20 protein-coding genes are annotated in these 20,324 nt (G+C 72.5%); 5 read left to right on the top strand and 15 right to left on the bottom strand.

Translation table 11 applies throughout. From position 1 onward, the window contains the following. Window positions 1-6: 6 nt before the first annotated feature. The 5 genes from ACQPXD_RS56010 to amrS all read right to left on the bottom strand — a co-directional run bounded on the left by ACQPXD_RS56010 (window position 7) and on the right by amrS (window position 4,460). Window positions 7-1,011, bottom strand: a complete 1,005-nt coding sequence (locus tag ACQPXD_RS56010) for an LCP family protein (protein WP_432833368.1) — start codon at window positions 1,009-1,011, stop codon at window positions 7-9. Then, window positions 1,008-1,520, bottom strand: coding sequence for a SigE family RNA polymerase sigma factor (locus ACQPXD_RS56015; protein ID WP_432833370.1), 513 nt, complete (start codon window positions 1,518-1,520; stop codon window positions 1,008-1,010). The genes ACQPXD_RS56010 and ACQPXD_RS56015 overlap by 4 nt, the downstream gene beginning before the upstream one ends. A 58-nt stretch (window positions 1,521-1,578) precedes the next feature. Then, window positions 1,579-2,466, bottom strand: a complete 888-nt coding sequence (locus ACQPXD_RS56020; RefSeq protein WP_432833372.1) for a phytanoyl-CoA dioxygenase family protein — start codon at window positions 2,464-2,466, stop codon at window positions 1,579-1,581. A 165-nt stretch (window positions 2,467-2,631) separates the two neighbouring features. Then, complete coding sequence (gene amrB, locus ACQPXD_RS56025) at window positions 2,632-3,399, bottom strand: AmmeMemoRadiSam system protein B (protein ID WP_432833374.1); 768 nt, start codon at window positions 3,397-3,399, stop codon at window positions 2,632-2,634. Next, window positions 3,396-4,460 carry an AmmeMemoRadiSam system radical SAM enzyme gene (amrS, locus tag ACQPXD_RS56030; protein WP_432833376.1) on the bottom strand — a complete coding sequence of 355 codons (1,065 nt, stop codon included), beginning with the start codon at window positions 4,458-4,460 and terminating at the stop codon, window positions 3,396-3,398. Before amrS ends, amrB begins: the two co-directional genes overlap by 4 nt. A gap of 63 nt (window positions 4,461-4,523) precedes the next feature. Between amrS and ACQPXD_RS56035 the strand changes: the two genes are divergently transcribed. From ACQPXD_RS56035 to ACQPXD_RS56045, 3 genes are read left to right on the top strand one after another with little or no spacing between them, the layout of a single operon-like run. Further along, a complete protein-coding gene (locus ACQPXD_RS56035; RefSeq protein ID WP_432833378.1) occupies window positions 4,524-5,882 on the top strand; it encodes a 3' terminal RNA ribose 2'-O-methyltransferase Hen1 in 1,359 nt (452 codons plus the stop codon). Further along, window positions 5,879-8,341: a polynucleotide kinase-phosphatase gene (locus ACQPXD_RS56040; RefSeq protein ID WP_432833380.1), complete on the top strand. Its 2,463-nt coding sequence runs from the start codon at window positions 5,879-5,881 to the stop codon at window positions 8,339-8,341. Before ACQPXD_RS56035 ends, ACQPXD_RS56040 begins: the two co-directional genes overlap by 4 nt. A gap of 25 nt (window positions 8,342-8,366) precedes the next feature. Further along, a complete protein-coding gene (locus tag ACQPXD_RS56045) occupies window positions 8,367-9,164 on the top strand; it encodes a DedA family protein (protein ID WP_432833382.1) in 798 nt (265 codons plus the stop codon). Window positions 9,165-9,182: 18 nt separating this feature from the next. Here the strand turns inward: ACQPXD_RS56045 and ACQPXD_RS56050 are convergent, their stop codons facing one another. The 10 genes from ACQPXD_RS56050 to ACQPXD_RS56095 form a co-directional block, all read right to left on the bottom strand. Next, window positions 9,183-9,539 (bottom strand): VOC family protein, encoded by a 357-nt coding sequence (locus ACQPXD_RS56050; RefSeq protein ID WP_432833384.1) that lies wholly within the window; start codon window positions 9,537-9,539, stop codon window positions 9,183-9,185. Window positions 9,540-9,641: 102 nt separating this feature from the next. Next, a complete protein-coding gene (locus tag ACQPXD_RS56055) occupies window positions 9,642-10,229 on the bottom strand; it encodes a class II aldolase/adducin family protein (RefSeq protein ID WP_432833386.1) in 588 nt (195 codons plus the stop codon). A gap of 73 nt (window positions 10,230-10,302) precedes the next feature. Then, a complete protein-coding gene (locus ACQPXD_RS56060; RefSeq protein ID WP_190248465.1) occupies window positions 10,303-10,683 on the bottom strand; it encodes an ArsR/SmtB family transcription factor in 381 nt (126 codons plus the stop codon). A gap of 57 nt (window positions 10,684-10,740) precedes the next feature. Beyond that, window positions 10,741-11,283: an orotate phosphoribosyltransferase gene (gene pyrE, locus ACQPXD_RS56065; protein ID WP_432833388.1), complete on the bottom strand. Its 543-nt coding sequence runs from the start codon at window positions 11,281-11,283 to the stop codon at window positions 10,741-10,743. Between the two features lie 394 nt (window positions 11,284-11,677). Further along, the gene (locus tag ACQPXD_RS56070) at window positions 11,678-12,472 is read right to left on the bottom strand and encodes an SDR family NAD(P)-dependent oxidoreductase (protein WP_432833390.1); all 795 of its coding nucleotides are present in this window, start codon (window positions 12,470-12,472) and stop codon (window positions 11,678-11,680) included. Window positions 12,473-12,542: 70 nt separating this feature from the next. Further along, window positions 12,543-13,259, bottom strand: a complete 717-nt coding sequence (locus ACQPXD_RS56075) for a hypothetical protein (protein WP_432833392.1) — start codon at window positions 13,257-13,259, stop codon at window positions 12,543-12,545. A gap of 51 nt (window positions 13,260-13,310) precedes the next feature. Continuing rightward, window positions 13,311-13,676, bottom strand: a complete 366-nt coding sequence (locus tag ACQPXD_RS56080; RefSeq protein ID WP_432833394.1) for a hypothetical protein — start codon at window positions 13,674-13,676, stop codon at window positions 13,311-13,313. 21 nt (window positions 13,677-13,697) lie between these two features. Beyond that, complete coding sequence (gene clpB / locus ACQPXD_RS56085) at window positions 13,698-16,292, bottom strand: ATP-dependent chaperone ClpB (protein ID WP_432833396.1); 2,595 nt, start codon at window positions 16,290-16,292, stop codon at window positions 13,698-13,700. Window positions 16,293-16,380: 88 nt separating this feature from the next. Beyond that, complete coding sequence (locus ACQPXD_RS56090) at window positions 16,381-17,541, bottom strand: hypothetical protein (protein ID WP_432833398.1); 1,161 nt, start codon at window positions 17,539-17,541, stop codon at window positions 16,381-16,383. Further along, window positions 17,535-18,104, bottom strand: a complete 570-nt coding sequence (locus ACQPXD_RS56095) for a DUF1707 SHOCT-like domain-containing protein (RefSeq protein ID WP_432833400.1) — start codon at window positions 18,102-18,104, stop codon at window positions 17,535-17,537. The genes ACQPXD_RS56090 and ACQPXD_RS56095 overlap by 7 nt, the downstream gene beginning before the upstream one ends. A 213-nt stretch (window positions 18,105-18,317) precedes the next feature. On the opposite strand from ACQPXD_RS56095, the gene ACQPXD_RS56100 reads away from it, so the two are divergent. Then, a complete protein-coding gene (locus ACQPXD_RS56100) occupies window positions 18,318-18,752 on the top strand; it encodes a hypothetical protein (RefSeq protein WP_432833402.1) in 435 nt (144 codons plus the stop codon). Between the two features lie 429 nt (window positions 18,753-19,181). Further along, entirely contained in the window at window positions 19,182-20,324 is a 1,143-nt protein-coding gene (gene tnpC, locus ACQPXD_RS56105; RefSeq protein ID WP_432824394.1) for an IS66 family transposase, read from the top strand.

Genomic DNA, 20,324 nt, shown 5'->3' on the forward strand with positions numbered 1-20,324 from the left:
TCGTAGTCAGCGCGCATACTGTGGGTGCGCGGCGAGCCAGGGGCCGACCGCGGTGGTGCGCAGCGCCGCGTAGAGCCCGTCGCCGTCAGGCATCGGGGTCCGGCCGCCGTCCGACGGGGCCGACGGCAGCTCGATGATCGAGGACCGGGCCGGGTCCACGCCGCGCAGGGCGGCGGTGAGCCCCGACAGTGAGCCGGTGCCCAGATGCAGCTCCAGCGCGCTGCTCGCGGCGGATATCAGCACCGGCAGCTGGCCCGGCTCGGCCGCGGCCCGGGCGAGCCCGGCGAGGTACTCGTGCAGCGCCCGGTCGTCGCCGCCACCGAGGGCCTCGCGCAGGTAGTCGACGGCCTCGGGGGCGGCGAAGTGCCGGCACCCCGGCTGGTAGACGACCGGCGGCCGGTCGGCCGCGGCCGCCGTGACCCCGCCGTCGTCGTCGCGGGCGAGGTGGTGGGACACCGTGCGCCGCTCGACGCACAGGTCGACGCCGCCGGCCGCCCGGGTGACGGACTCCAGGGCGGCGATGTCGATCACCGCGCCGCCGTCGAGCGGCACGCCGGTCAGCCGGGTGACCGCCGCGGCGACGACCTGGTAGCCGCCGACGAGGTAGGCCCCGTCGGCGCGCTGCGGGCCCAGGCCGGGCAGGTCGAGCGCGAGATCGCGGGGGATCGTCACCTCGTAGGCGATGCCCGCCTGCGGCTCGACGCGCAGCAGGACCAGCGCGTTGGTCCGCACCTGGGCGGCCCGGTCGATGCCGACCAGCAGCAGGTGCAGCGGGGCCTGCAGGACGGGGGCGGCCGGCGGGTCGCCGTCCGGGCGGGGCAGCGCCGCCAGCGGCGAGGCGAGCAGGACCGCGGCGACGAGCAGGCCGCTCATCAGGCCGGTCCAGGCCCAACGGCGGCGGGCGCGCCGGCGGCGGGCGCCGGTCATGATCGCCGAGTGCAGGCCCGGCGGGGTGATCGGGACGAGCTCCTCGTGCCGGGCGAAGGTGTCCCGCAGCAGCTCGTCGATCACGGCAGCTCACCGCCGGCCAGGGCGGGTGCGACGTGGGCGCGCAGGGTGACCAGCGCGCGGGAGATCCAGGAGCGCACGGTGCCGACCGGCCGGCCCAGCACCTCGGCGATCTCGCCGTCGGTGAGGCCCTCGTAGTAGCGCAGCACGAGGGCGGCGCGCTGCTGGCGGGGCAGCCGGCCCAGCCACAGCCACATCTGGTCGCGCTCGGCCAGGTCGGCGGCGTGATCGGGCTGCACGCGCACGGGGCCGAGCCCGGCCTCGAGGTCGACGCCGCGCAGCGCGACCCGGCGCAGCCAGGAGCCGCGGCGCAGGTCGACGTAGGCGTTGGTGAGCATCCGCTTGACGTACCGCTCGGGCAGGTCGGCGGCGGCGATCCGGCGCCATTTGAGCTGTGCGCGGATCATCGTCTCCTGCACGAGGTCCTGCGCGGTGTGCGGATCGCCGGTGAGCATCACCGCATAGCGCAGCAGCGCCTGCAGCCGCGCCTCGACGAACTCCTCGAACGTCAACAACCCTCCTGTGCCGGGCCCCTCCCCTATGACGGATCGAGGCCCGGCGAACATTGCATCAGGGGATCAGCGGCGGGTACGCCGGGTCGAGCAGCCCGCGGTCGCGCAGCGCCACGTAGAGCGGGGTCGACTCCGGGTAGTGGCCCCACTGGTGGTCGCCGTCGCCGACCCCGACGCCGCCGAGGAGCTGCTGCTGCACCTGGTTGAGCCGGCCCCACCACGGCTTCGCGGGCAGTCCGGCGATGTCGTCGCGGATGGTGATCCAGCGGTACGTGTAACCGAGGAAGACGCAGCGGCGGGTGAGCTCGGAGCGATTGTCCGAGCGGGCGTGCCAGATGCGGCGGTCGAAGAAGACCACGTCGCCGGCGTCGACGGTGACCTGGCGGGCGCCCTCCGGCGCGGGCCACGGCACGTCCCGCTTCGGCGGGCCGGGCAGCCAGTTGGTCCGGTGGCTGCCGGGGATCAGGGTCAGGTTGCCGCGGCCGGGCTGCGATACGTCGGAGAGCCAGTAGGCGAGCTTCACCGACAGCCGCGGCCGGGGGTCGGTCTCCAGCTCCCGGTTCTGCCGGCCGCCGTCCTGGTGCCAGTGCCACCAGGCGGGCTTCGGCCCGTCGATCGTCGGGTGCACGTCGAGGTGCGAGTGGTAGATGTGCACGTTCCAGCCGAGGATCGACCAGACCAGCGGCAGCGTGCCCGGGTGGTCGATGAGGTCGACCAGCTCCGGGCAGCTGGTGACGGCGTTGAGCAGGTGCAGGGAGCCGTCGGCCGCCCGCGGGTGCGTGGCGTGGGCGACGTCGAGCACCGACGCGTAGTGGCGTACCTCGTCGGGGCTCAGCACGCCCTTCAGCACCAGGTAACCGTCCGTGTCGAACTGCTCCCGCTGTTCGCTCGTCATGGGCACCCAGCCGGTGCCCGTAGCCGCCCCGGCAGTCGTCGTCGCAGACATGCCCCGTCTCCAGTTTCCGGCGCCGTCCGCAGGCGCCTCCATCCCGCTAGACGGTCCGAGGGCACCACCGCAGAGGTCGGCCGTTCGGTCACGGTCTTTTGGACGAACCGGGCGCAACGCAATCGACGGTTATGACGTCGGTGTGCCGCCCGTGACTACGCAGCGTCACGCGGCGAGGGAGACGGCGGCGTAGCCGACGACCCGTTCCGCCGGCCCGCCCTCGTCGCCCGAGGTGGCCAGGTGCAGCAGCCGGACGGTCGGGCGGAGGCTGCGCGCCCAGGCCAGCAGCCCGCGCAGGGCGTAGCGCCCGCAGGCGTCCCGCTCGCCGATCCGCTCCGGGGCGAGCCCGACGATGGCGTCGGCGGTGGCCGCGTCGGCCTGCCGGGCCTCGGCCTGCGGCAGGTAGTGGGACAGGTCGGTGCTGCACAGCACGACCGAGCCGGGCACCGCGACGACCGAGAGCAGGGCGGTCACCGCGTCGACCTCGGCGACCCCGACGCACACCGGCAGCACCCGGGAAAACCCCAGAACCTGAAGAAACGGAAGTTGTACTTCCAGTGAGTGCTCGGGTGTGTGCGGCCGGTCGTCGGCCACGGCCAGCCCGCCGGCGACCAGGTCCCGGGCGCCGTCGGCGTCGATCTCGACCGTGCCGAGCGGCGTCGACCAGCGCGTCTGCTCCGGCACGGCGGCGCCCCGCAGCGACACCCGGTGCGCGGGCCCGAGGATCACCACGCGCTCGACGTCCCGGCCGGCCAGCCTCCGGTAGACGTGCGCCGCGGTCGGGCCCGACCACCGGTACCCCGCGTGGGGCACGACGTAGGCGAACGCGCTGTCGGGCTCGCGCGGCTCGGCGCCGAGGAGGTTCTCCACGGTGGTGCGCAGCTCGGCGGGGTCGGCCGGGTAGAAGGACCCGGCCACCGCGGGCGGCCTCACGCGATCCCTACCGGCAGCCGCCGCCGTCCCCAGGTGCCGGCGGCGCCGTCGTAGACGCCGGGGAGGGCCTGCCCGCAGGCGGTGCAGTGGCCGTCGCCGGTGAGCTGGTAGGAGACGAGGTCATACCAGTCGCGGACCACGACCGCGCCGCCGCAGCCGGGGCAGCGGGTGGTCTGGCCGTCCGGGTCGTGGACGTTGCCGGTGTACACATACCGCAGGCCGGCCTCGAGCGCGATCTGCCGGGCCCGGCGCAGGGTCTGCGGCGGGGTGGCCGGCACGTCGCGCATCTTGAAGTCGGGGTGGAAGGCCGAGAAGTGCAGCGGCACGTCGGGGCCGAGGTGCTCGGCGAACCAGTCGCACTGCCGGCGCAGCTCGTCGTCGCCGTCGTTGTGCCCGGGGATGAGCAGCGTGGTGACCTCGAACCAGACGTCGGTGCCGCGGAGATACTCCAGGGTGTCCAGCACCGCGTCCAGCTTGGCGAACGTGATCTTGGAGTAGAACAGCTCGCTGAACGCCTTGAGGTCGATGTTCGCCGCGTCCATGTGCCGGTAGAACTCCTCGCGGGGCGCCGGGTTCATGTATCCGGCGGAGACCGCGACCGCCTTGATGCCGCGTTCCCGGCAGGCGTCGGCGACGTCCATGGCGTACTCCATGAAGATCACCGGGTCGTTGTAGGTGAACGCGATCGAGCGGCAGCCCAGGCGCTGCGCCGCGGCGGCGAGCTGCTCCGGGCCGGCGGCGGAGCCCAGGGTGTCGATCTCCCGGCTCTTGGAGATGTCCCAGTTCTGGCAGAACCGGCAGCCGAGGTTGCAGCCCGCGGTGCCGAAGGACAGCACCGGCGTGCCGGGCAGGAAGTGGTTGAGCGGCTTCTTCTCGATCGGGTCGACGCAGAAGCCGGAGGAGCGGCCGTAGGTGGTGAGCACGATCGCGTCGCCCTCGCGCTGGCGCACGAAGCAGAACCCGCGCTGGCCCTCGTGCAGGCGACAGGCCCGCGGGCACACGTCGCACTGGACCCGCCCGTCGTCGAGCCGGTGCCAGTGTGCGGTCGCCACTACCGCCATGGGGCAAGCCTAGTCCGGGGAAAATTGGTCGGCCGGTACTTTTTCCCGCTCCATGATGATGGGGTGCTGCTGACCATCACGACCACCCACCGCCCGGCGACCGACCTCGGCTACCTGCTGGTGAAGCACCCCGCGAAGCTGCAGACCTTCGACGTCTCGGCCGGCCGGGCGCACGTGTTCTACCCCGAGGCGAGCGAGGAGCGCTGCACCGCGGCGCTGCTGCTGGAGGTCGACCCGGCCCGGCTGCGCACCCGCGGGCCGGACGAGACGTTCACGCTGCACCAGCACGTCAACGACCGGCCGTACGCGGCGTCGAGCCTGCTCTCCGCGGCGCTGGGCAAGGTCTGGCGCTCGGCGCTGCGCGGCGACTCCCGGGACCGGCCGGAGCTGGCCGCCGCACCCATCCCGCTGGAGCTGCGCATCCCGGCGCTGCGCTGCAAGGGCAGCGCGGAGGAGCTGTTCGCGCCGCTGGGCTGGGCGGTGGAGGCGACGCCGATCGCGCTGGACGCCGAGCATCCCGAGTGGGGCCTGAGCCGGTACGTCGACCTGCGCCTCACCGGGACGCTGCGGCTCGCCGACGCGCTGAACCAGGTGTACGTGCTGCTGCCGGTCCTCGACGACGCCAAGCACTACTGGGTCTCCCCGGACGAGGTGGAGAAGCTGCTGCGGGCCGGCACCGGCTGGCTGGCCGGCCATCCGCACCGGGCGCTCATCGCCAAGCGCTACCTGGCACACCGCGCCGCGCTCACCTCCGAGGCGCTGTCCCGGCTGGCCGACGGGGCCGAGACGTCGGCGCTGCCGGAGGAGCCCGTGCCCCGGCCCGAGTCGCTGCACCAGCTGCGGCGCGCCGCGGTGCTGCGGGCGCTGGCCGGGTCCGGCGCGGCCCGGGTGCTCGACCTCGGCTGCGGCCCGGGTGCGCTGCTCGGCGAGCTGGTCCGGGACCGGCGGTACTCCGAGATCGTCGGCGCCGACGTGAGCGCCGGCGCCCTGGCGGTGGCCGCCCGCCGCCTGCACCTCGACCGGCTGCCCGAGCGGCAGCGGGCGCGCATCCGGCTGCTGCAGACGGCGCTGACCTACCGCGACGACCGGCTCAAGGGCTTCGACGCGGCGGTGCTCATGGAGGTGATCGAGCACGTCGACCCGCCCCGGCTGCCGGCCCTGGCCGCGGCCGTGTTCGGCCACGCCGCCCCGGCGACGGTGCTGGTGACCACGCCGAACGTCGAGTACAACGCGCTCTACCCGGGCCTCGCCCACGGCGGCCGGCGCCACGCCGACCACCGCTTCGAGTGGGACCGCGCGCAGTTCGCCGCCTGGTGCGACGAGGTCGCGGCCCGCTACGGCTACACGGTCACCCGCTCCGGCATCGGCCCCGAGGACCCGGCGGCCGGCTCTCCCACCCAGATGGCGGTGTTCCGCAAGTGAAGATCCCCGAGCTGTGCCTGGTGGCGCTCGTCGGCGTGTCCGGATCGGGCAAGTCGACGTTCGCCCGGCGGCACTTCGCGCCCACGCAGGTGCTGTCCTCCGACGCGTTCCGGGCGCTGGTCGCCGACGACGAGAACGACCAGTCCGCCTCCGGCGACGCCTTCGACGCGCTGCACTACGTCGCCGGCAAGCGGCTGCGGGCCGGCCGGCTCACCGTCGTCGACGCCACCAACGTGCAGCAGCACGCCCGCCAGGCGCTGGTCGCGCTGGCCCGCGAGCACGACGTGCCGCGCGTGGCGATCGTGCTCGACGTGCCCGAGGACGAGTGCTGGGCGCGCACCCAGGCCCGGCCGGACCGCGACTTCGGCCGGCCGGTGGTGGCCCGGCAGCACCGCGACCTGCGCCGCTCGCTGCGCGGCCTGGCCCGCGAGGGGTTCCGCCAGGTGCACGTGCTGCGCGGGGTGGCCGAGGTCGACGCGGCCACGGTCGAATACGAGCCGCTGTACAACAACCGCAAGGAGCTCACCGGGCCGTTCGACATCGTCGGCGACGTGCACGGCTGCCGGGCCGAGCTGGAGCTGCTGCTCGACCGGCTCGGCTACGTCCTGTCGCGCGACGAGCTCGGCCGGCCGGTCGGTGCCGCGCACCCGGAGGGCCGCACGGCGGTGTTCGTCGGCGACCTGGTCGACCGCGGCCCGGACTCGCCGGGCGTGCTGCGGCTGGTGATGGGCATGGTCGCGGCCGGCCACGCGCTGTGCGTGTCGGGCAACCACGAGGCCAAGCTGCTGCGCAAGCTGCGCGGTGCGAACGTTTCGCTGTCGCACGGGCTGGCCGAGACGATGGAGCAGCTGGCCGCGGATGCCGAGGTTTCGCCCCTGGTCCCGACGTTTCTGGAGGAGCTGATCAGCCACTACGTCCTGGACGGCGGGCGGCTGGTGGTCGCCCACGCGGGGCTGAAGGAGGCCTACCACGGGCGCGCCTCGGGCAGGGTGCGCTCGTTCGCGCTCTACGGCGACACCACCGGCGAGACCGACGAGTACGGCCTGCCGGTGCGCTACCCGTGGGCGACCGAGTACCGCGGCCGGGCCATGGTCGTCTACGGCCACACCCCCACACCCGCGCCGGAGTGGGTCAACAACACCATCTGCGTCGACACCGGCTGCGTGTTCGGCGGGTCGCTGACCGCGCTGCGGTACCCCTCGCGCGAGCTGGTCTCGGTGCCGGCCGCCCGCGAGTACTACGCCCCCGCGCGGCCGCTCGCGCCCGGCGCCCCCGTCGACGAGGGCTTCGACCTGGCCGACGTCACCGGGCGCCGCAGCCTGGAGACGGCGGCCGGGCGGGTCACGGTCGCCGCCGAGAACGCCGCGGCCGCGCTGGAGGTCATGAGCCGGTTCGCGGTCGACCCGGCGTGGCTGGTGTGGCTTCCGCCGACGATGGCGCCCGCGTCGACGTCGATCCAGGAGGGGTACCTCGAGCACCCGGTCGAGGCGCTGGCCGACTACGCCCGGGCCGGCGTGCCGCGGGTGGTCTGCCAGGAGAAGCACATGGGCTCCCGGGCGGTGCTCAACGTGCGCCGGGACGGCTCCGGCGCCGTCTACACCCGCACCGGCCGGGCCTTCTTCCCCGACGCCGGGCCGCTGGTCGAGCGGGTGGTCGCGGCGATCGGCGGGGCCAAGCTGTGGGACAAGCTCGGCACCGACTGGCTGCTGCTGGACGCCGAGGTGCTGCCGTGGTCGGCGAAGGCGGAGCCGCTCATCCGCGACCAGTACGCGAGCGTGGCGGCGGCGGCCGGCGCCGCCCTGCCCGCGGCCCGGGCCGCGCTCGCGGCGGCCGCGGCGCGCGGCGTCGAGGTCGGCGACCTGCCCGGCCGGTTCGCGGCGAAGGAGTCGGCGATCGCGGCGTTCACCGCCGTGTACCGCGGCTACTGCTGGCCGACCGACGGACTGGCCGGGGTCCGGGTGGCCCCGTTCCACGTGCTGGCCGGCGCGGGCGCGAGCTACGCGCGCCGGGGACACGAGTGGCACCTGGCGCTGGTCGACCGGCTGGTGGCGGCCGACCCGGAGCTGTTCGCCACCACCCGCCGGCTGGTCGTCGACCCGGGCGACCCGGACGGGGTGGCGGCGGCGACCCGCTGGTGGCTGGAGCTCACCGCGGCCGGCGGGGAGGGCATGGTGCTCAAGCCGGCCGAGGACGCCGGGCCGCGGGTCCAGCCGGCGATCAAGTGCCGCGGCCGGGAGTACCTGCGGATCATCTACGGCCCGGACTACACCGAGCCGGAGCGGCTCGCCGCGCTGCGCGGGCGCCGCCTCGGCCGCAAGCGCGGGCTGGCCCTGCGCGAGCAGGCCCTCGGCCTGGCCGCGCTGGACCTGCTCGCGGCCGGCGGGCCGGCCTGGCGGGTGCACCAGCTCGTGTTCGCGGTGCTCGCGTGTGAGAGCGAGCCGGTGGATCCACGGCTGTAGGAGGTCTCACGTACCCTGGTGACCCGTGGAAGAAAAGACGCGCGCCGTAGGCGACCTGCTCTCCCTCAACCCTCTCGACGCGAAGGGGCTGCTGAGCACGTTCGGCGTGATCGGCGTGTGGCTGGTCATGTTCGCCGAGACCGGGCTGCTCGTCGGTTTCTTCTTCCCGGGTGACTCGCTGCTGTTCCTGGCCGGTGTCGCCTCCTCGCCGGCCGCCACCGACCTGCTCGGCACCAAGCTGAGCCTGCCCCAGTTGCTCGTGGGCGCCCCGATCTGCGCGATCGCGGGCGCCCAGCTGGGGCACTACCTGGGCGCCCGCTACGGCCGGCGGATGTTCGACAAGCCCAACTCGCGGATCTTCAAGCAGGAGTACGTCGAGAAGGCCGAGCACTACTTCCACAAGTTCGGCCCGGCCCGGGCGGTGGTGCTCGCCCGGTTCATCCCGATCGTGCGGACGTTCCTCAACCCGGTCGCCGGCGTCGTCGGCATGCCCGCCCGCACGTTCTTCCTGTGGAACGTGGTCGGCGGCGTGCTGTGGACCGACGGCATCATCTTCGCCGGCTGGGCGCTGGCCAAGCAGATCCGCGACCTGATCCCGCCGGAGAAGATCGACACGTACCTGCTGCCCGCGGTGCTCGTGATCGTGCTGATCTCTGCGCTGCCGATCTTCATCGAGATCTACCGCGGCTGGCGGGAGCGCCGCCGCGGCGGGGGTGCGGCCGCCGGCTCGGCGCCGGACGACGACCCGGCGAACGCCCCGACCGCCGTGTTCCCGGCCATCCCGCCGGCCGACCACCGCGGCAGCCACCGGGTGCGCGACTAGCCGGGCCAGTCCGTCCGCTCAGCGGTCCTGGATCAGTCCGAGGACGTTGCCGTCGGGGTCGGTGAAGGCGGCGACCAGGCGGCCGCCGCCCACGTCGTGCGGGGTCTCCTGCACGGTGGCCCCGGCTGCGGTCACCTCGGCGAGCTTCGCCTCGATGTCCGCCACGTGCCAGTAGGCCACCGGTGCGGCCATCGCCTGCGGCCCGCCGCCCGGCACCAGCCCGATCTGCTGACCCTCGGCCTCGAATCCGACGTAGTAGGCCGAGTCGGTCGTCGGCGGCATGCCGAGCAGGGCGGAGTACACCGCCTTGGCCGCCGCCAGGTCGGAGACGGGGTGCAGCACGGTCTTGATGCCCTGGGTTGCCGAGCCGGTCATGGTTGCGCTCCTGAAGTCGTGGTCGCGGGCGACCCGTTGGTGTCTCGCCGGAAACGCTAGCCGTGGCGGCCTGACCTGCGCTTCTTCATTCCTGCTCGGCGATCACACGGTGGCGCCCGGCACCCGCAGCCAGTCGGTGGACAACGGCTCGAGGGTGCGGCCCAGCGCGAGGGCGCGGTAGGTCATCAGCGCGGCCTCTTCGAGGTAGCACGCGCGCTTGTGGGCGAGCTCGACGGTGTCGGCCACGACGGAGCAGCCGTGCCGGGACAGCACGACGCAGTCGGTGCCGTCGGCGCACGCCGCGGCGGCCAGGGCGCCCACCTCGGGGCGGCCCGGCGGGACGAACGGCGTGGTCACGATCCGCCGCAGGTAGGCGGCGTGGTCGGTGGTGACCAGCCGGATGGGCTCGCCGATCGCGTCGAGCAGCAGGACGTGCTGCGGGTGCAGGTGCACCACCGCGTTGACGTCCGGCCGGGCGCGATAGGTGGCCAGGTGGAGCCCGAGCTCCGATGACGGCGCGGCCTCGGCTTCGCGGTCGAGGACCGCGCCGTCGCTGATTCGGATCCGAACGAATGAACCGCGGTCGAGGTGGTCGAGCCATGTCCCGGCCGCGGTTACCCAGCATTCGTCCGTGCCTGGCACCCGGGCGGAAAGATTGCCGCCCGAGCCCACTGCGAGTCCGGCCCCCACGACCGCACGCCCGGCATGGGCGAGTTGGTCGCGAAGGTCTCCAGTCGGGTAGTGCAACGCCCTACCCGAGGTGCTACCGGGGCGCCTTCTTGGTCGCGCGCTTGCGCGGCGGCGTCAGAAGGTCGGCGATGGTGCCGATCGCGGAGGGCACGAGGCGGTAGAACGCCCACACACCCCGCTTCTCGCGCTCCAGCAGCCCGGCCTCGGTCAGGATCCGCAGGTGGTGGCTCACCGTCGGCTGCGAGAGCCCGAGCGGGGCCGTCAGGTCACAAACACATGCCTCGCCGTCCGGCGCCGACTGGATCAGGCTTAGCAGCCGGAGTCGGGCCGGGTCGGCAAGTGCCTTCAGGACGCCGGCAAGACGCTCGGCATCGGCGCGGTCAATCGGCTCGCCGGCAAGCGGCGAGATCTGGGGCAGGGTCATCTCAGCCAGCGCAGTTCCCACGTTTTCCATCCTTCCACCAACACCATCGACCCGCCTGCATATGCGCAGGTCCGAATCGACAATTTTTCAGCCCTGTTGGCCAAGGTCGGCCAACGAAAATGCTGAGCGATAGCTCAGCCCCGCGGCGCGAACCGCCTTTTCCGCGCCTCTATCGACGATAACGGCCACACCGACCACGTCGGCGCCCGCCGCACGCAACGCCTCCACAGCGGTCAGCACACTTCCACCTGTAGTGGAGGTGTCCTCTACCGCCAGAACGCGCCGGCCGGCAACTTCGGGTCCTTCGATCCGACGTTGCAGACCATGAGCTTTGTCACTCTTGCGGACGACGAACGCGTCGAGCGCCCGCCCCCCGCGTGCGGCCGCCGCGTGCAGCATCGCGGTGGCCACCGGATCGGCGCCGAGGGTCAGCCCTCCCACGGCGTCGAACTCCAAGTCGTCGACGAGATCGAGCATGACCCGGCCGACGAGCGGCGCACCTGCATGGTGCAGCGTCAAGCGACGAAGGTCCACGTACCAGTCGGCAACTTGTCCGGACGACAGCGTGACCCGTCCGCGGACCACGGCGAGGTCCCGTACGAGTTTCAGCAGGTCGTCACGGTCGGTCATGTCCGAAGCGTACGCGCTAAAGCTCCGCGGTGAATCGATGACCCGCACTCTCGCGCAAATTTAAGGCCGTCAAGGGGACAAGGGCGAATACGAAGGTGATCGTAACGATCACCGCGAGTGACGTGAGGGGTGACGGTGACAGGGGATAACGATCGGCCGATGGCCGGGTGGCCAAGACGAATCCTGTTCTGGTTACATCCTTGCAATGCTCGATGCAAGTCTCTGACCTGCACAAACGCCCAAACGGCCGGGCGCGGGCCGACCGGATGCCCAGACCGGCGCTACCGACCGGCCATCGTCCGAACGTACGTGATCACTATCATGTTCGATACACAGCAAATTCAATGCTTGTCGTAGGGAACGCATCTGCCGCGGCCTGCGGGGTTTGCGGCCGTTAACGTTCCTCGTGCCCGATGCGTCCCCTGGCGTCCCGGGCGACGCGGTGCACCAGGCCGCGCGGCGCGTGCCGGATGCCGAAGGCGGCCAGCTTGTAGCGCCAGTCCGGCACGCTGATCAGCCGGCCCTTGCGCAGGTCCCGCAGGCCGGCGCGGACCACGGACCGGGCGTCCAGCCACATCCAGGACGGCATGTCGCTGATGTCGATGCCGGCCCGGTGGTGGAACTCGGTGCGGGTGTACCCGGGGCACAGCGCCATGACCCGCACCCCCGTGCCCCGCACGAGCAGGCCCTGCGATTCGCTGAAGTTCGTCACCCACGCCTTGCTGGCGGGATAGGTGGAGCCGGGCATCAGCGCCCCGAACCCGGACATCGACGAGACGTTGACGATGTCGCCGCGGCCCCGCTCGACCATGCCGGGCAGCGCGGCCAGCGTCAGCCGCATGACCGCGTTGACGTTGAGCCGCAGCAGCTCCTCCTCCAGCTGCACCGTGGAGCGCAGGAAGGACCGGTTGAGCGTCCGCCCGGCGTTGTTGACCAGCAGCTCGACCGGGCGGGCCGGATCGGTGAGCCGGGCCGCGACGGCGTCGCAGCCCTCGGCGGTGGCCAGATCCGCCGGCAGGACCTCGGCGGGCACGGGCAGCTCGGCGGCGATGGCGGCAAGCCGCTGCGCGTCGCGGGCGGCGAGGACGAGCGCGTAGCCCTCGGCGGCGAGCTCGCGCGCGAAGGCGGCGCCGATGCCCGCGGTGGCTCCGGTCACGAGTGCGGTACGGCCTTCGCTCACGCCCGTCATCCCATCACGGGCGCGTGACAGGCCGGACGGGCCGGGGGTCGCCCGGCGCCGCCGGCCCGTCACGGGCGGCTCAGGCCGGCGGCGGGCCGTAGCCGGGCGGGCCGGGCTGACCGGGCTGCTCCGGCGGACCGGCCTGGCCGGGCTGTCCGGGCTGTCCGGGGAATCCGCCGCCCGGGTAGCCGGGACCGCCGGCGCCGGGGACGGGCGGCTCCCACTCCTGCTGCGGCTTGCGGAAGTACGGGTGCGACGACGGCAGCGCCAGCAGGATGATCGGCACCAGGATGGCGAGGATGGTCAGGATGCTCAGCACGGTCGTCAGCGGCTGGTACCAGCCCGGGACCTCGGAGTAGACCAGCTCCTGGTAGCGGTCCCAGGTCGGCAGGCTCGGGTCGTTCTTCCGCGCGGAGTCCCACACCGCCGACGCGAAGAGTGTCGAGCCGAGGCCGACCGCGCTGCAGCACAGCGCGATGCCGCCGAAGACCCAGGTGAGGATCCGGCCCACCTGGTTGCCCCGGCTGACCAGGTAGCCGAGCAGCAGCAGGATCGCGATGATCACGAAGCCGAAGATCACCGCGACGGTCGATCCGACCGCCGTGCCCGCGTTCGTGCTGCTGGTGCTCGTGCCCTCGAGTGCCTTCTTGGTGCCTTCGGAGATCTTGCCGGCATACACCAGCGTGAGAACGACCTGGATCACCTCGAGCGCCGCGGCGGCGAACAACAGGCCGACGGCGAGGCTGACGGTGGTTGGCCGGGCGCGTGGCGCCTGGCCCGGTACAGCGAATGACATCGGGTTGGCTCTCCTCCCAGGAATCCTGGGCATCACCGTATCGACATCGTGCTAATCCCGCAGGCGCTCCTCGGCGTAACGGCCGACCGTCGTGCTGCTCATGATGCAGCCGCTGAAGGTCTTGACCTCGGCCGGCTGCCCCGACAGCCGGTGCCAGGCGGCCCGCCCGGCCGCCGCGTCGGCGTGGGTGAGCAGCTCGGCGGCGTAGACCCGGCCGGCCGGGGTGGCCCGGTCGAGCAGGGCCTCCAGCCGGGGGCGCAGCTCCGCCCCGTGCTGCCGGAGGCCCTCCTCCACGGCGAAATACGCCTTGGTGGCCGGCAGGAGGGCGCCGGCGATGCCTACGCCGCCGAATGCCAGCGTGTCGGCATCGGCGAGGAGCCGCAGTTCGTCGTCGAACGCGTGTCTCTTCCACAGCATCTGCCCGTACCCCTCCCACTCTCAACCGGCGGTCACCGTGAGCGCCTTCTTGTCGTCGGCCAGGTCGACCACGACGCGGTCACCGTCCCTGATCTCGCCGGCCAGCAGCGCCCGGGCGAGTTGGTCGCCGATGGACGTCTGCACCAGGCGGCGCAGCGGGCGGGCACCGTAAACGGAGTCATACCCAAGACTGGCCAGCCAGTCACGCGCCGCGTCGGAGACCTCGAGGATCAGCCGCCGATCGGCGAGCCGCCGGCTCAGCCCATTGAGCTGAATCTCTACTATTGCCCGCAAATCCTCCGGAGACAATGCGTCGAAGACCACCATGTCGTCGAGCCGGTTCACGAACTCGGGCTTGAAGTGGCCCCGGACGGCGGCGATGACGGCGTCGCGGCGCTGCTCCGCGTTGAGCGTCGGGTCGTCGGCCAGCACCTCCGAGCCGAGGTTCGAGGTCAGGATCAGGATCGCGTTGCGGAAGTCGACCGTGCGGCCCTGCCCGTCGGTGAGCCGGCCGTCGTCGAGCACGGCCAGCAGGATGTCGAACACGTCCGGGTGGGCCTTCTCGACCTCGTCCAGCAGCACGACGGTGTACGGCCGGCGGCGCACCGCCTCGGTGAGCTGGCCGCCCTCCTCGTAGCCGACGTAGCCGGGCGGGGCGCCGACCAGCCGGGCGACGGTGTGCTTCTCGCCGTACTCGCTCATGTCGATGCGCACCATCGCGCGCTCGTCGTCGAACAGGAACTCCGCCAGCGCCTTGGCCAGCTCGGTCTTGCCCACGCCGGTCGGGCCGAGGAAGAGGAAGCTGCCGGTCGGGCGGTCCGGGTCGGCGATGCCGGCCCGGGCGCGGCGCACCGCGTCGGCGACCGCCTGGATCGCCCGCTGCTGCCCCACCACCCGGCTGCTCAGCGACTCCTCCATGCGCAGCAGCTTCGCGGTCTCGCCCTCCATGAGCCGGCCGGCCGGGATGCCCGTCCAGGAGGCGACCACCGCGGCGATGTCGTCGGCGGAGACCTCCTCCTTGAGCATCGCGCCGGAGGACTGCAGGGTGGTCAGCTCGCTCTCGGCCTGGCTCAGCTCGCGCTGCAGCCCGGGGATCACGCCGTAGCGCAGCTCCGAGGCGCGGGCCAGGTCGCCGTCGCGCTCGGCCCGCTCGGCCTCGCCGCGCAACTGCTCCAGCTGCTCCTTGGTGTTGGAGATCTTCTGGATGTGCTGCTTCTCGTTCTGCCAGCGATCGGTGAGCGCGGTCAGCTGCTCCCGCCGGTCGGCGAGCTCCGCGCGCAGCCGCTGCAGCCGCTCGGCCGAGGCGGGGTCGGGCTCCTTGGCCAGCGCCATCTCCTCGATCTCCAGCCGGCGCACGCTGCGCTCGACCTCGTCGACCTCGGTCGGCCGGGAGTCGATCTCCATGCGCAGCCGGGACGCGGACTCGTCGACCAGGTCGATGGCCTTGTCCGGCAGGAAGCGGTCGGTGATGTACCGGTCGGAGAGCGTGGCGGCGGCGACCAGCGCGGCGTCGGTGATCCGCACGCCGTGGTGCACCTCGTAGCGCTCCTTGAGCCCGCGCAGGATGCCGATCGTGTCCTCGGTCGTCGGCTCGCCCACGACCACCGGCTGGAACCGCCGCTCCAGGGCGGGGTCCTTCTCGATGTGCTCGCGGTACTCGTCCAGGGTGGTCGCGCCGACCATCCGCAGCTCGCCGCGGGCCAGCATCGGCTTGAGCATGTTGCCGGCGTCCATCGAACCTTCGCCCTTGCCGGCGCCGACGATCGTGTGCAACTCGTCGAGGAAGGTGATCACCTGTCCGTTGGAGCCCTTGATCTCCTCCAGCACGGACTTGAGCCGCTCCTCGAACTGGCCGCGGTACTGCGCGCCGGCGACCATCGCGGCCAGGTCCAGGCTGACCAGGCGCTTGTCGCGCAGCGACTCGGGGATGTCGCCGGCCACGATCCGCTGGGCCAGGCCTTCCACGATCGCGGTCTTGCCCACGCCGGGCTCGCCGATGAGGACCGGGTTGTTCTTGGTACGCCGGGACAGCACCTGGATCACCCGGCGGATCTCGGCGTCGCGGCCGATCACCGGGTCGATCTTGCCGTCGCGCGCGGCCTGGGTCAGGTCGACGCCGTACTTCTCCAGCGCCTGGAAGGTCTGCTCGGCCTCTGCCGTGGTCACCTTGCGGTCGCCGCCGCGCACCTGCGGGAACGCCGCGACCAGCGCCTGCTCGGTCGCGCCGGACTCCTTGAGCAGCGTGGCGACCGCGCCGCCGACCCGGGCGAGGCCGGCCAGCAGGTGCTCGGTCGAGGTGTACTCGTCGCCCAGCGGCCGGGCGATCTGCTCCGCCGCCGCGATCGCGTTGGCGAACTCGCGGGCGACGTTGGGCTCCACCACGCTCGAGCCGCGGGCGCTGGGCAGCCGCTCCACGGCGTGCAGCGCGGCGCGGCGCACGTCGGCCGGATTCGCGCCCACCGCGCGCAGCAGGCCGGCGGCGGTCGAGCCGCCCGTGTCCAGCAGCGCCAGCAGCAGGTGCCAGGGTTCAACGGTCGCGTGCCCGCGCTGGCTCGCCGCGTCCACGGCGGCCTTGATGACCTCGCGACTCTTGGTGGTCAGACGTTCGGCGTTCATCGACTCCCTCGCTCCAGTGCGTCCTTGCCAGGTACGACACCCGTGAGGTTGAGTCTATTCCACTCAAGTCTGAATTGCTGAGTTCTTTCTACCGCGCGCTCACCGCAACGTGCGCCCAGTTACACCGCTTGTCGGCGACGGTGCACAGCCAGACCTGGCCGGACTGCTGCGCCGGGTACCCCAGAATCGTGGTCGCGTCGAGGCGGCGCAGCCGGTAGATCAGCCGGGCGGCCGGGTCGCGGGTGCGCTGCGTCATATCCACCGTGAACACGCCCTGGCCGCTGGCGACCAGCAGCGTGCCGCCGGGCAGCACCTCGGCGCTGAACACCTCGGCGACCTCCCGCATCACGGTCGCCTCGGTCCATCCGCCGGGCATCTTGCGGGCGGCGAAGCGGGCGCCGACCACCCAGACGTCGGAGCCGTCCGGGGCCACCACCGGCCGCACGACCACGTCGGGGTCGGCCGCGCGGGCGGTGCCCTGCGCCCGCCAGGTGCGGCCGCGGTCGGCGCTGCTCCAGACCGAGATCTCGGTGCCGCCCGGCTGGGTGGTGGTGTCGGGGGCCTGGGCGGTCAGCCACAGGGTGCCGTCGGCGGCGGCGGTCAGGCCGGTGTACCGGTGGGTGCCGGCCGGCCGCGACGGCAGCGCCTGGCGGTTGCCGTCGTCGCCGACGACCCACGGCTGCGGATCGGCGCAGCCGCTCGCGGCGGTGTCCTCGCAGCCGACCGAGTACTGCGGGTCGGCCAGGCCGAGCTCGGCCGGCGGCGGGCTGAGCGGCCGCCGCTCGAAGGTGTTGCCGGTGTCGCGGGAGACGAAGTACCCGGCCGGGGACGCCTTCAGGACCAGCACGTTGCCGCGACCCAGGTGCATGTCCACGTCGATCGCGTCGTCGAAGGGCAGCTTGCGGGCCACCCAGCTGGCACCCCCGTCGAGCGTGATCACCAGCCCGACCTCGCAGGCCCGCCCGGCCACACACGAGGTGAACAAGGCGTACCCCGTATTCGCGTCGGCGAACTCGACGCCGCGCGGCGAGGTGCCCTTGGGCACCGGGACCACGTTCTGGCGCTCGTTGGGGTCCTCGGAGCCGTTCGGGGCGGGCGGGAGCTCCTCGTAGGAGACGTCGTCGCCCGGGGTCTGCTCGGGCTGGGCGGTGCCCTTCGGCGCGCACGAACCGGCGCTGAGCGTCGCGACCAGGGCGGCGGCCAGCGCCACGGCCAGCCCGCGCCGGCCGGTCCGGCGCGCTGCTACCAACGCCAGCGCCAGAATCTGCGCTGGTAGCGGACCCGGACGCTGCTGCTGCGCACCTCGCCGTCGATCCGGAAGACGACGCCCTGCCCGGGCTGGTCGTAGACGGACGGCACCTTCTGCGTCAGCGAGCTGGCGTGGGGCGCGATGCTGTCGATGTCGGCGGTCGCGCCGCGCGGCAGGACGAGGTCGACGGAGCTGGACCGCGCCTCCAGGTGGATCTCGACCACCGGCCCGGTGAAGACCGCCTCGGTGAAGTCGAGCTTGACCGACCCGGCCCGGGTGCTGATGTTGAGCCGGCGCGGGACCGTCCAGCGCCCCTGGCGCTTGAGGCTCGAAGCGTGGTTGCGGATCTCGAGCTGCTCGGGGACGGCGATGGGCCCCTTCTGCGGCAGGTCGCCGACAAACGGCTCGATCTCGCCGAACGTGCGCGAGCGCAGCACGCCGTCCACGCGCTCCTCGAACTCCGGCAGCGTCAGCCGGCCCTCGGCGACAGCCGCATTGAGCTGGGCGACCACGAGCTCCCGCTCGGCGTCGGAGATGCGCATGTCCGGACGGTCCGTGCTCACGACGACACTGTAGACCTCAACCGGAATCATTGACATCCTGCATTCCCTCGCCCGCTTTAGCCGGAAAAATGCCCTTATACGGGGGTTTACCGAGAGTAAGGGAGTGCTCGCCTCTTCCGTAGCATGGCGCTGGCGGGCTAAGTTGTCGCCGAAACCACGCCCTTGGCGATATGGCGGACTCGCCCAGGGATCACCCGCTGGCCACGGGAGCTGATGGTGAGCGTGACACAAGCGGGATTCCGGGGCTTCCAGAACCCGGTCGACCCTAGCGCAGCCGAACTGCGCGCGTGGGCCTACCACCCGGACGCCACGCTGCTGCAGACCATGCCCCCCGACTGGGACTTGCTGGTGGCCGGCGACCGGCTCATCGGCACCTTGTTCGACCTGGCGATGGACCCCCGCTGCCCGGCCCGCCGGTTCGCGCTGCACTGCTTGTACATCTACGCGGCGGACGGGATTCGGACGCACTTTCGCGCCCATCCGAAGCGGCGGTTGAAGAAGTTCGTCGAGCAGGCGGAGGAGAACGGGGACGAGCTGCTGATGACGTGGGCGCACAACGTGCGGATGCTGCTGGCTCGGCCCGAGCTCTTCGAGTATCACGACTGGTGCGAGGGCGGGTTGGTTCGGCAGGGCCGGCGACTGTCTTAGCCGAATCCCGGACGCTTATCCCCTCTCCTGACGTCCTGGTTACGGTCTCCTATTGCGCCTTCGGCGCATTGGTTGGGGTCCGAAATCCTAGCCACGCGCGACTTCGTCGCGGCGCTTGCCTGGGGGGGTTCCCACCCCACCCCCCATGGCCGCTGCGCTGCCACCTTTCCCGCGCTGCGCGCCCCTGCGTCCCGGTCGCGGGGCGGGCGTATGTCTCCGTGATCATGATGTTCGTCGTGGCCGCACCGCGGGTTTGCCATGATCCCGGAGACTTTCGGTACACGGGTGTACATGGACACTCCGTGATCATGAAAAACCCTTGGTGTCGGCGGCGGGTGCGGCATGATCACGGAGACTTCTAGTGTAACTATTCAGGTGGTTGGCGGCAGGGACTTGATCGTCTGGGTGGTTTAGGGCACGGTGTCCGTTGTGAGTGCCGGTCCGCGTCCCAGCTATGACGAGTTGGCGGCGTTGGTGGTGGTCCAGGCTGAGCAGATCGCGGTGTTGCGGGCGCGGGTGGCGGAGTTGGAGCGGCGGTTGGGGCTGGACTCGCACAACTCGTCGAAGCCGCCGTCCTCGGATGGGCTGGGGAAGCCGGCGCCGCGGTCGCAGCGGCGGGCGGCGGGCCGCCGGGCGGGCAAGCAGCCCGGCGCGCCGGGTGCGGCGTTGACACAGGTGGATGAGCCGGATGCGGTGGTGGATCACCGGCCGGTGGCGTGCGCCGGGTGCGGTGAGGTCCTGGCCGGTGTCGCGCCGGTCGGGTTCGAGGCGCGGCAGGTGTTCGACCTGCCGCCGATGCGCTTGGCGGTGACCGAGCACCGGCTGTGGCGGTGCGCCTGCGCGTGCGGGACGCACACCACAGCCGCGGCGCCGGTGGGGGTGGACGCGCCGGCGCAGTACGGGCCGTCGATCGCGGCCCTGACGGTCTATCTGCTGGTCGGCCATCACACGCCGGTGGACCGTACCGCGCAGATCCTGGCTGATCTGTTCGGTGCGGCGCCGTCGGCGGGGTGGATCGCCGGGCTGACCGGGCGCGCCGCGACCCGGCTGACCGGCTTCACGCAACGGCTGCGGCAGGTCCTGCGCACCGCGGCGGTGGTGCATTTCGACGAGACCGGGCTGCGGGTGGCCGGCCGGCTGCGGTGGCTGCACGTGGCCTGCACCCCGCTGGGCACCTTCTACCACCTGGACGACAAACGCGGCCGGGACGCCATCGACGTCATCGGTGTGCTCACCGCGCTGGGCGCGGGCCAGACCGCGGTCCACGACGGCTTCAAGTCGTACCTGCACCCCGCCTACGACACCGCCGGGCATGCCTTGTGCAACGCTCACCACCTGCGGGAACTGGACGGCTGGGCCGAACACGACCCGGCCCACACCTGGGCCGGGACCCTGGCCGGGCTGCTCCGCGAGGGCAAACACCAGGTCAACCAGGCCGTCGCCGCCGGCCGGGACCGTCTCGACCAGACCGTCCTGACCGATCTGCTGCACCGCTGGGACCAGGCCGTCCAGGCCGGCTACGCCGCCAACCCACCCCCACCAGCGGCGGCCGCGGCAAGATCCTCGCGCTGA

This window comes from Dactylosporangium sp. CA-092794 (assembly GCF_050948465.1).
In the GTDB taxonomy this organism is placed as follows: Bacteria; Actinomycetota; Actinomycetes; order Mycobacteriales; family Micromonosporaceae; genus Dactylosporangium.

What these genes read in the sequence shown, in the direction of transcription:
- ACQPXD_RS56020 (WP_432833372.1), bottom strand. Translation starts at nt 2,466, where the DNA reads ATGTCTGCGACGACGACTGCCGGGGCGGCTACGGGCACCGGCTGGGTG.
- ACQPXD_RS56050 (WP_432833384.1), bottom strand. Translation starts at nt 9,539, where the DNA reads ATGACCGGCTCGGCAACCCAGGGCATCAAGACCGTGCTGCACCCCGTC.
- clpB (WP_432833396.1), bottom strand. Translation starts at nt 16,292, where the DNA reads ATGAACGCCGAACGTCTGACCACCAAGAGTCGCGAGGTCATCAAGGCC.
- amrS (WP_432833376.1), bottom strand. Translation starts at nt 4,460, where the DNA reads ATGGCGGTAGTGGCGACCGCACACTGGCACCGGCTCGACGACGGGCGG.
- ACQPXD_RS56070 (WP_432833390.1), bottom strand. Translation starts at nt 12,472, where the DNA reads ATGACGGGCGTGAGCGAAGGCCGTACCGCACTCGTGACCGGAGCCACC.
- pyrE (WP_432833388.1), bottom strand. Translation starts at nt 11,283, where the DNA reads ATGACCGACCGTGACGACCTGCTGAAACTCGTACGGGACCTCGCCGTG.
- ACQPXD_RS56080 (WP_432833394.1), bottom strand. Translation starts at nt 13,676, where the DNA reads ATGCTGTGGAAGAGACACGCGTTCGACGACGAACTGCGGCTCCTCGCC.
- ACQPXD_RS56100 (WP_432833402.1), top strand. Translation starts at nt 18,318, where the DNA reads ATGGTGAGCGTGACACAAGCGGGATTCCGGGGCTTCCAGAACCCGGTC.
- ACQPXD_RS56075 (WP_432833392.1), bottom strand. Translation starts at nt 13,259, where the DNA reads ATGTCATTCGCTGTACCGGGCCAGGCGCCACGCGCCCGGCCAACCACC.
- ACQPXD_RS56060 (WP_190248465.1), bottom strand. Translation starts at nt 10,683, where the DNA reads ATGGAAAACGTGGGAACTGCGCTGGCTGAGATGACCCTGCCCCAGATC.